9 protein-coding genes and 1 pseudogene are annotated in these 8,926 nt (G+C 71.3%); 5 read left to right on the top strand and 5 right to left on the bottom strand.

What is annotated here, in order from left to right:
* The 3 genes and pseudogenes from GHC57_RS19605 to GHC57_RS15040 form a co-directional block, all read left to right on the top strand.
* Positions 1-191: pseudogene (locus GHC57_RS19605) on the top strand (IS110-like element ISEc32 family transposase); the annotation flags it as partial.
* A 258-nt stretch (positions 192-449) separates the two neighbouring features.
* Positions 450-2,069, top strand: coding sequence for a fused MFS/spermidine synthase (locus GHC57_RS15045; RefSeq protein WP_170294908.1), 1,620 nt, complete (start codon positions 450-452; stop codon positions 2,067-2,069).
* Positions 2,070-2,107: 38 nt separating this feature from the next.
* Positions 2,108-3,031 carry an alpha/beta hydrolase gene (locus tag GHC57_RS15040; protein ID WP_153345711.1) on the top strand — a complete coding sequence of 308 codons (924 nt, stop codon included), beginning with the start codon at positions 2,108-2,110 and terminating at the stop codon, positions 3,029-3,031.
* A 63-nt stretch (positions 3,032-3,094) separates the two neighbouring features.
* Here GHC57_RS15040 and GHC57_RS15035 read toward each other — a convergent pair whose 3' ends face one another.
* The 4 genes from GHC57_RS15035 to hisH are packed head-to-tail and all read right to left on the bottom strand — an operon-like array spanning position 3,095 to position 5,623.
* Entirely contained in the window at positions 3,095-3,406 is a 312-nt protein-coding gene (locus GHC57_RS15035; RefSeq protein ID WP_425500686.1) for a phosphoribosyl-ATP diphosphatase, read from the bottom strand.
* Positions 3,407-3,440: 34 nt separating this feature from the next.
* Positions 3,441-4,223, bottom strand: coding sequence for an imidazole glycerol phosphate synthase subunit HisF (hisF, locus tag GHC57_RS15030; protein WP_153345709.1), 783 nt, complete (start codon positions 4,221-4,223; stop codon positions 3,441-3,443).
* Between the two features lies 1 nt (position 4,224).
* The gene (hisA, locus tag GHC57_RS15025) at positions 4,225-4,974 is read right to left on the bottom strand and encodes a 1-(5-phosphoribosyl)-5-[(5-phosphoribosylamino)methylideneamino]imidazole-4-carboxamide isomerase (protein ID WP_153345707.1); all 750 of its coding nucleotides are present in this window, start codon (positions 4,972-4,974) and stop codon (positions 4,225-4,227) included.
* Between the two features lie 4 nt (positions 4,975-4,978).
* Positions 4,979-5,623, bottom strand: coding sequence for an imidazole glycerol phosphate synthase subunit HisH (gene hisH / locus GHC57_RS15020; RefSeq protein WP_153345705.1), 645 nt, complete (start codon positions 5,621-5,623; stop codon positions 4,979-4,981).
* 445 nt (positions 5,624-6,068) lie between these two features.
* On the opposite strand from hisH, the gene GHC57_RS15015 reads away from it, so the two are divergent.
* Entirely contained in the window at positions 6,069-7,385 is a 1,317-nt protein-coding gene (locus tag GHC57_RS15015) for a trypsin-like peptidase domain-containing protein (protein ID WP_170294906.1), read from the top strand.
* A 70-nt stretch (positions 7,386-7,455) separates the two neighbouring features.
* On the opposite strand, the gene hisB is transcribed toward GHC57_RS15015, so the two are convergent.
* The gene (gene hisB / locus GHC57_RS15010) at positions 7,456-8,055 is read right to left on the bottom strand and encodes an imidazoleglycerol-phosphate dehydratase HisB (RefSeq protein ID WP_153345719.1); all 600 of its coding nucleotides are present in this window, start codon (positions 8,053-8,055) and stop codon (positions 7,456-7,458) included.
* 193 nt (positions 8,056-8,248) lie between these two features.
* On the opposite strand from hisB, the gene GHC57_RS15005 reads away from it, so the two are divergent.
* Positions 8,249-8,746: a GNAT family N-acetyltransferase gene (locus GHC57_RS15005; protein WP_153345700.1), complete on the top strand. Its 498-nt coding sequence runs from the start codon at positions 8,249-8,251 to the stop codon at positions 8,744-8,746.
* The last annotated feature ends 180 nt before the right edge of the window (positions 8,747-8,926 follow it).

The following is an 8,926-nucleotide window of genomic DNA, read 5'->3' as shown; positions in this document are numbered from 1 at the left end:
GCGCCTTGCGATCCAAGCTCTTCATGGCCGCGCTCTCCGCCGTGCGATACAACCCCGACCTCAAGGCCTTCTACGAACGGCTTATCGGAAACAAAAAGACACCAAAAGGCGCACTCCTCGCCGTTGCCAGAAAGCTCGTCACCATCGCAAACGCGGTCCTCCGGCCTCAGCCCGAACCCGCCACAAACTGAGTTGATGACACACTTTTAATAGAAATTGTCATCCTGAGCGCCCTAAGGGCGCGACGGCTCTCGTGATGGGGCACGAACCATGACACCCCTGTCATCTGGATTCCGAGCCCTGGCTGGCATCCTTGCGCGCAGGCGTTATGATGCATATCAACAAAGGCTAATAATGCTGACCGCTTCGCGGCGCCGGCCCGATCGGGCCGGGTAAGGCAAACAGCCCGAGCGGCGGCGCGCCGGCCATCGGGCCAGGGGAGGATGCGCATGGAGGAGGCCTCCGCCCGGGCGGCGGCCCCCAAGGCCCGGGCCCAGAGCGCCGGGACGGGGGTGCGCGCCCTGTACGCGGCCGTGCTGCTGCTGACGTCGGCGGCCTCGCTGGTCGTCGAGATCGTGGCCGGGCGCATGCTGGCCCCCTACGTGGGCATGTCGCTGTACACCTGGACCGCCGTGATCGCGGTCGTGCTGGCGGGCCTGTCCCTCGGCAACGGGCTGGGCGGAGTCTGGAGCCGGGACGACCGCGCCACCGCGTCCGGCCGGCTGGCGCTGATCCTGGCCGCCGCCGCCCTGACCACGGCCGCCGCCGTGCCCCTGATCCGCGCCGTCGCGCCCTGGGTCGAGGGGCTCGGTCTGGGCGTGGTCGGCCGCATCGGCCTGATGACGCTGATCCTGTTCCTGCCGCCCAGCCTGTTCGCGGGCATGGCCGCGCCCATGCTGACCCGGCTCGCCATGGCCGCCCGGCCCGACCGCCCGGGCGCCACGCTCGGGATCATGTACGCCATGGGATCGGCGGGCGGCATCGCCGGAACCCTGCTCGCCGGCTATGTGTTCATCAGCTGGATCGGGACCATCGGCACCCTGCTGGCGGTCGCCGCCGTCTACGCCCTGTGCGCCCTGCCCTTCGCGTTCATGGCCCGCCGGGCGGCCCCCCGCCGCACCGCCCTGGCCGGGGCCACGACGGGTCTGCTGGCCGGCGCGCTCGGCCTCTGGACCCACACCGCCGGCGCGCTGGCCCCCGCCTGCACGGTGGAAAGCGACTACTACTGCATCCGGACGGCGGACTTCAGCGCCGACAGCGGCCGGCCGAGCACGCTGATGGTGCTGGACCACATGGTTCACGGCATCAACGACCGCGATGACCCGGCGCTGCTCTACGCCCCTTACGTGGCGCTGACGGACCGCCTCGCCCGGGTGCGGCTTGGCCTGATCGGACCCGAGGCCCCGCCGGTGCGGGCGTTCTTCGTCGGCGGCGGGGCCTACACCCTGCCGCGCGCCTGGGCCGCCACCCTGCCCGAGGCCGAAATCGTCGTGGCCGAGGTGGACCCGGCCGTGACCCGCGCCGCCCGCGATCACGCCTGGTTCGACCCGGCGTCGATCGCCCGCATCCTCCACGGCGACGCCCGCCGGGCGCTCCGGGACTGGCCGGTGGATCGGCCCTTCGACATCATCGTGGGCGATGCGTTCCACGACTTCTCGGCACCGCCGCATCTCTCCACGCAGGAATTCGCGCGGCTGATCCGCGCCCGGCTGGCCGAGGGCGGTCTGTACCTGATGAACGTGGTGGACGACGCCCACGATCCCCGCTTCCTGCTGGCGCTGGTCCGCACCTGGCGCACCGTGTTCCCCACGGTCGAGGTCTGGGCCGACCGGGAGCAGTTGGCGGGGTCCGGCCGCATCACCTACCTGATGCTCGCCGCCGACGCCCCCACCCCGGTCGCCGCGCTGACCGGCGCCATGGTCGGGGACCCCCAGGACCCGCGCGTCGGCCTGCGCTGGCAGCCGCCGGCGCTGGCGGCGCGGGTCGCCGCCGACGGCGATCTCATCCTGACCGACGATCTGGCGCCGGTGGACCGGCTGCTGGCGCCGGTCGCCAACGCGGGCGGATGAACCGCCCCGCACTCAACCCCCCACAGGGAGGACCATCCATGACCCTCACGACCCCGCGCACGCTGCCCGCCACCCTGCCCGCCACCCTGCCCGGGGCCTTGCTCGCGGCCGGCCTGACCCTGGCCGTCGCCGGCCCCGCCCTGGCCGAGGAGGTCACCCTCGCCCACGACGGCCTGACCCTGACCGCAGACCACCGGGTCCCGCCCGAGGCCGACGCCATCGGCCCGACGGTGCTCATCACCCACGGCACCCTGGCCCACAACAAGATGGAGATCATTGAGTCGCTGCAGGACGCCCTGGCCGAGCGCAACATCAACTCTCTGGCGATCAATCTGAGCCTGGGCGTGGACAATCGCCACGGCAGCTTCGACTGCACCCGACCCCACCGCCACAAGCACACCGACGCCCTGGCCGAAATCGACGCCTGGGTGGACTGGCTGGAGGACCAGGGCGTCAAGGCGATCACCCTGGCCGGGCACTCGCGCGGCGGCAACCAGGTCGCCTGGTACGCGGCCGAGTCCGATGATCCGGGCATCAAGGGCGTGGTGCTGATCGCGCCCGCCCTGTGGGACGCCGAGGCCTTCGCCGCGCAGTACGAGGAGGTGACCGGCATGCCCCTGGCCGACCTGCTGGCCAAGGCCGAGGGCATGAACCCGGACGAGATGATGACGCTGGACCGCTTCCTGTACTGCAACGACGCCGAGGTGGCAGCCGGGACCGTGCTGGACTACTACGCCGACGACCAGCGCCGGAACACGCCGTCCCTGCTGAGCGACATCGAGGTGCCCACGGTCGTCGTCATCGGCACCGCCGACGATGTGGTGCCGGGCCTGATGGGCGAAATGAACGGGGTGGAAGGCGAGAACGTGTCGCTGAAGGTCGTTCACGGCGCGACCCACTACTTCCGGGACCTGTACGTGGAAGACGTGGTGGATGCCGTGACCCAGGTCATGGGGCGCTGAGGCTCCAATCTTTGATCGGCGATGAACCGGACTCGTCCGGTTCATCGCCTCCGCCGCCAACTTTCAACCCGGCGTGCGGCTGGCCTTCTCGTCCAGGCCGGAGGTGCCGAAGCGGCGGGCCAGCTCCGCCCACACCTCATCGGGCGTCACGCCGGTCTGCGCCCACAGCACGGACAGGTGATAGAGCAGATCGGCGCTCTCGGTCACCACGCTGTCCCGGCCTTCGGCCACGGCGGCAATGACCACCTCGGTGGCCTCTTCGCCGACCTTCTGGGCGATCTTGTTCGGCCCCTTGGCGAACAGCTTGGCGGTATAGGACGTGGCGGGGTCGGCGCCCTTGCGGTCCGCCACCACCCGGTTCAGGTGGTCGAGCACCCGCGCGTCGGGGGCGGAGGCGGCGGCCGGGCCGTCAGGTTCGGGGGCTGTCACTGGGGTCCTCCCGCACGGCGATTCCGGCCGCGCGCATGTGGGCCTTGGCCTCGCCGATGGTGTGTTCGCCGAAGTGGAAGATGGAGGCGGCGAGCACGGCGGTCGCGTGACCGTCCCGGATGCCCTCCACCAGATGATCGAGCGTGCCGACACCGCCGGAGGCGATGACGGGCACGGTCACCGCGTCCGCGATGGCGCGGGTCAGCGGGATGTTGAAGCCCTGGCGGGTGCCGTCGCGGTCCATGCTGGTCAGCAGGATTTCGCCCGCCCCCAGCTCGACCATGCGTTTGGCCCAGCCGATGGCCTCGATCCCGGTGGGTTTGCGGCCGCCGTGGGTGAAGATCTCGAAGCGGTCGTCCCCCACGCTCTTGGCGTCGATGGCGACCACGATGCACTGGGTGCCGAACTTCTCGGCCGCCTCGCGCACAAACTCGGGATTGTGCACGGCGGCAGTGTTGATCGACACCTTGTCGGCCCCGGCCAGCAGCAGGCGGCGGACATCCTCCACCGTGCGCACGCCACCGCCCACGGTCAGCGGCATGAAGCAGCGTTCGGCGGTGCGGGCCACCACGTCATAGAGGGTTTCGCGGTTGTCGCTGCTGGCGGTGATGTCCAGGAAGCACAGTTCGTCCGCCCCGGCGGCGTCATAGACCGTGGCCTGCTCAACCGGATCGCCGGCATCGCGCAGATTGACGAAGTTCACGCCCTTGACGACGCGGCCGTCCTTCACGTCCAGGCACGGGATGATGCGCATCTTGAGCATGTCAGCGCCCCCCTTCGCCGCGCATGGCATCCAGCAGCGCCAGCGCCTCGGCCAGATCCAGGCGGCCGTCGTACAGCGCCCGGCCGCTGATGACGCCGATGATGCCCCGGCCGGCCTGGGCGGCCACCGTGCGCAGATCCCCCAGCGACGAGATGCCGCCGGACAGGATCACCGGCGTGGTCAGGCGTTCGGCCAGAGCCGCCGTGGCTTCCAGGTTCGGCCCCTTCATGGCGCCGTCGCGCTCGATGTCGGTGTGGATGATGGCGTCCACGCCCGCATCCTCGAACCGCAAGGCGAGATCGAAGGCGGTGACCTTGCTGGTCTCGGCCCAGCCCTCGACGGCCACCATGCCGTCGCGGGCATCGATACCCACGGCGACCCGGCCGGGAAACTCGGTGCAGGCCTTGTGGACCAGGGCGGGATCGCGCAGGGCGACGGTGCCCAGAATGACCCGGGCGATGCCCTTTTCCAGCCAGAATTCGACGGTCTGCAGGTCGCGGATGCCGCCGCCAAGCTGCACGGGCGTCTCGCCGGCGGCCTGGAGAATCGAGTCAACGGCCGCCTCGTTCACCGGATAGCCCGAGAACGCGCCGTTCAGGTCCACGACGTGCAGATATCGGCACCCCGCCGCGACGAACGCGCCGGCCTGGGCGCCCGGGCTGTCGCTGAACACCGTCGCCTTGTCCATGTCGCCCTTGAGCAGGCGCACGCACTGGCCGTCCTTCAGATCGATGGCGGGAAACAGGATCATGGGCTCACGGGGTCCAGGTCAGGAAGTTGGCGATCAGGCGCAGGCCGGTGGCCTGGCTCTTCTCGGGATGGAACTGGGTGCCCACCATGGTGTCGCGGCCGACCATGGCCGTGACCGGGCCGCCGTATTCCACGGTGGCCAGACCCTGGGCCGCATCGTCCAGCACCATGGCGTAGGAGTGGACGAAATAGGCATGCTGGCCCGTGGCGATCCCCGCCAGCACCGGATGCCGGGCATCCGGGACGATCAGGTCGTTCCAGCCCATGTGGGGGATCTTGAGCGCGGGATCGGCGGGCGTGACGGCCTCCACCACGCCGTCGATCCAGCCCAGCCCCGGGTGACTGCCGTGCTCGCGCCCCTCGCGCGCCATGAGCTGCATGCCGACACAGATGCCCAGGAAGGGGCGCGCGCGCGCCTGCACCGCCTCGGTCAGGGCGTCGATCATGCCGTCCACGGCGGCGAGCCCACGCCGGCAGTCGGCGAAGGCCCCCACGCCGGGCAACACGATGCGGTCGGCCGCGACCACAAGGTCGGGCTTGTCGGTCACCTCGATGTCCAGGCGCGCGCGGGACTCCAGCGCCGCCCGCTCGAACGCCTTGGCGGCGGAGCGGAGGTTGCCGGACCCGTAGTCGATGATTGCGAGTTTCATGGGACCCGTCGGGAAAAACAAACAAGACCAGCGGCAGCAGCCCTCTCCCCCACCCGGCCACGGACTCCAACGGTCATCGTCAGAGGCCGTCGGGACAAGGCGGAACCGCCGGAACGCCCCGCCTTTTAGCAGGATGCGGCGGACGGCGGAAGCGTCGTGGCGCCGCAAAGCGGGGCCCGGCCGACACCATGCCGGTCCGCCCCGCCGTTCGTCCAGGTTTGCGGGCGGCCCGGAGGCGTGCATACTCGCGAACACGATCTACCAAAGGTTCAATCCGGGGGCGCAAATGGGGGGACATGCGCGCATCGAACGTGGCCGCTGCGGGGCGGTCCGGTGGCGGGCCCAGTGGCAGGCCCGGTGGCGGGCGCTTTGGCCCGGCGCGCTGCTTCTGTTGTCGGGCTGTGCGAGTCCAGGCGCGTGGGACACGGGTCCGGCGGCTTCGGACGTGCCGCCGCTGACGCCGGTGCAGGCCGCCGCCGCCGGTCCGCTGACCGTCGGCCGCATCGACGTGGCGCCCGGGGCCGTAACCGGCGGATACCGCGACGACGCCGCCTGCACACCGCAGCCCTGGACGGCCCCGGCGCCGGCGCCAGCGGGGGCAGGAGCGGACGCGACGGCGGCCCTGACCCCGGCGGTCCAGCGCGAACTGGGCGACGCGCTGGGCTTCCCCGTGGTGTCCAGCCCGCCCGCCGACTTTGCGCTGGACCTGCGGATCCGATCCCTGACGCTGGACCTGTGCCACACCGTGGGTGTGTTCGGCCCCGGCACGACGGGCACGGCGCACGGCGTGCTGGCGGCGCGGGTGCGCGCGGCGGACTCCGGCGTCACGGTCTTTGAGACGCCGAGTCTGACCGCCGGGGCCCGCCTGGAAGCGCCCACGGCCGGCCCGGCCGCCGCCATCCTGACGGACGCCATGGTGCGCGAGGCCCTCCGGCGGCTGGCCGCCGACAACCGCTTCCGCCGCGCCCTGGTGCGTCGGGCGCCCTCCACCATGGCGCAGGCGTCGGTGTCGGACCCCCTGTTCAGCCCCGCGCTCTTCGTCACCGCCGCCGGCGGACCCGCGCCACCGCCCCCCTTCGGAGCCGGATCACTACGGTTGACCGGCCCGCCGCTGCTGGCCGAGCCGTTTGCACTGAACGCGGAGCGGGCGCGCGCGGCCGCCGTGGTCGTGCAGGGGCCGGAGGGCGAGGCGGGCGGCGTGCTGCTCACCGAAGACGGCTGGCTGCTGACGGTCGCGCATGTGACCCGGGGTGTCGATGTGGTCCGGGTTCGGCTGGCGGATGGCCGGACGGTGTGGGGTCGGGTCGAGCGGCGGGGGCCGCTGGGCGAGGTCGCGCTGCTGCGCGCCACGGGCCGGGGCTTCCGGGGGCTGCCCGTGCGCCCCACCCCCATCGCGCCGGGCGAACGCGCCCATGCGCTGGGCCAGACCATCGGCCAGGGCACCGTGACGGCGGCGCGGGCCGGAGGAAACGACGGCGGGACGGCCGTGCTGGCGACCACCCCCATGCCCGACGGGCGGAACGGGCGCCCGCTGGTCGATGCCTGGGGGAACCTGTCGGGGCTCGGCCTGGACGGGGTGGCTCTGTTCCTGCCCATCCACGACGCCTTGCGCCGTCTGGACGTAAGCGTGGCCAACGCCACGCCCGGCGGACCGGGGGTCGCGTCGGAGAGCCCCGCGCCGTCATGGGTGGCGGCCACGCCGCCTCGGCCCGAGCGTCTCTACCCCGAACCGCCCGCGCCGTCCGTTCCCGTCTGGCCCTGACGCAGCCGGAACCCGGACGTGTCCCGGACACGGACTTCAACGGTCATCGTCAGATGCCGTTGGGAGACGATCAGAGCGTGCCGCCCAGCACGCCCTTGGTTGAGGGCACGGCATCCGCCTTGCGCGGGTCGATCTCCACGGCCTGCCGCAGGGCGCGGGCCAGCGCCTTGAAGCCGCTTTCCGCGATGTGGTGGTTGTTCTCGCCGTACAGGGTCTCGACGTGCAGGGTCGCGCCGGCCATCTGGGCGAAGGCCTGGTACCACTCCTTGAACAGCTCGGTGTCGAAGCTGCCCAGCTTGTCCCGGCTGAAACCCACCCGCCAGACCAGATAGGGGCGGTTCGACAGGTCGATGGCGACCCGGGTCAGGGTTTCGTCCATGGGGATGGTGGCGGCCCCATAGCGGTGAATGCCCTTGCGGTCGCCCAGGGCGCGCGAGACGGCCTCGCCCAGCGCAAGGGCGCTGTCCTCCACGGTGTGGTGGAAGTCAATGTGGGTGTCGCCCTCGGCCTTCAAGTCGATGTCGATCAGGGAGTGGCGCGAAAGCTGCTCCAGCATGTGGTCCAGGAAGCCCACGCCGGTGGCGATGCTGTATTGGCCGGTCCCGTCCAGGTTCACGGTCACGGCAATCCGGGTTTCCTTGGTGTTCCGCTCAAGGCTGGCGTCGCGCATGGTCAGGTCCTGGACATGGAGGGCATACCGATCGACGAAAAGGCGTGTCCGGTTCATCACCGATCAGAATCAGAGGTCGTCTCTTACCAGCAACCGGGCCCCGACACCATCCCGGGCCTGCATGGCGCTGGCGTCCGGCTCCCGGCGGGGCTATGCTCCGGCCTTGTTTCAACCATGTGACGCCCTCTTCGCCATGCCCCTGCCGCCGCGCCCCCTCGCCCCCGAGGACCTGCCCGCCGCCCTGGCGCTGAACAACGCCGCCCAGCCGAACGTGAACGCGCTGGAGGAAGACGCCCTGGCCGAACTGGTCGCCCAGGCCGCGCTGGCCGCCGGGGCCTACGGCGAGGACGGCACGCTGCTGGGCTTCGTGCTGGCGCTGCCGCCGGGTCTGGCCTACGAGAGCCCCAACTACCGCTGGGTCAGCGAGACCCGCTCCCAGTTCCTGTACGTGGACCGGGGCGTGGTCGCGCCGGCGGCGCGGGGCCGAGGGGTGGGCCGGGCGCTGTACCGCCTGGTCATCGACACCGCGCGCGAGCAGGGCTACGGATTCGTGCTGTGCGAGGTCAACGAGCGCCCGCCCAACCCGGGCTCGATGGCGTTCCACCGCGCGCTGGGGTTCCAGGAGGTGGGGCGCATGGACCACGGCCCGGACGACAAGGCGGTGGTCTTCATGGAATACGGTGGGGCGTGATGCCCGCCCCGCCTATGACGTTACGTCACAGGCGGGGCGGCCGGTGCGACGGCACCGGCGCCGCGAAGCGGCGTAAGGCTTTTGTCCTGACACGTCAGGACAAAAGCCGGCCAGCATGAGACAGGCAAAGGGCGGGACGCGAACGCCCCGCCCTCCCGGACTCCTGCCTGATCCTTCAGG

Source organism: Roseospira navarrensis, from assembly GCF_009601025.1.
GTDB lineage: Bacteria > Pseudomonadota > Alphaproteobacteria > Rhodospirillales > Rhodospirillaceae > Rhodospira > Rhodospira navarrensis.
This window is presented reverse-complemented; position numbering and strand designations above follow the sequence as displayed.

Bases quoted from the DNA above. Each gene is read 5' to 3' on its own strand.
- GHC57_RS15045 (WP_170294908.1), top strand. From the start codon at position 450: ATGGAGGAGGCCTCCGCCCGGGCGGCGGCCCCCAAGGCCCGGGCCCAG.
- GHC57_RS15040 (WP_153345711.1), top strand. From the start codon at position 2,108: ATGACCCTCACGACCCCGCGCACGCTGCCCGCCACCCTGCCCGCCACC.
- hisF (WP_153345709.1), bottom strand. From the start codon at position 4,223: ATGCTCAAGATGCGCATCATCCCGTGCCTGGACGTGAAGGACGGCCGC.
- hisA (WP_153345707.1), bottom strand. From the start codon at position 4,974: ATGATCCTGTTTCCCGCCATCGATCTGAAGGACGGCCAGTGCGTGCGC.
- hisH (WP_153345705.1), bottom strand. From the start codon at position 5,623: ATGAAACTCGCAATCATCGACTACGGGTCCGGCAACCTCCGCTCCGCC.
- hisB (WP_153345719.1), bottom strand. From the start codon at position 8,055: ATGCGCGACGCCAGCCTTGAGCGGAACACCAAGGAAACCCGGATTGCC.
- GHC57_RS15005 (WP_153345700.1), top strand. From the start codon at position 8,249: ATGCCCCTGCCGCCGCGCCCCCTCGCCCCCGAGGACCTGCCCGCCGCC.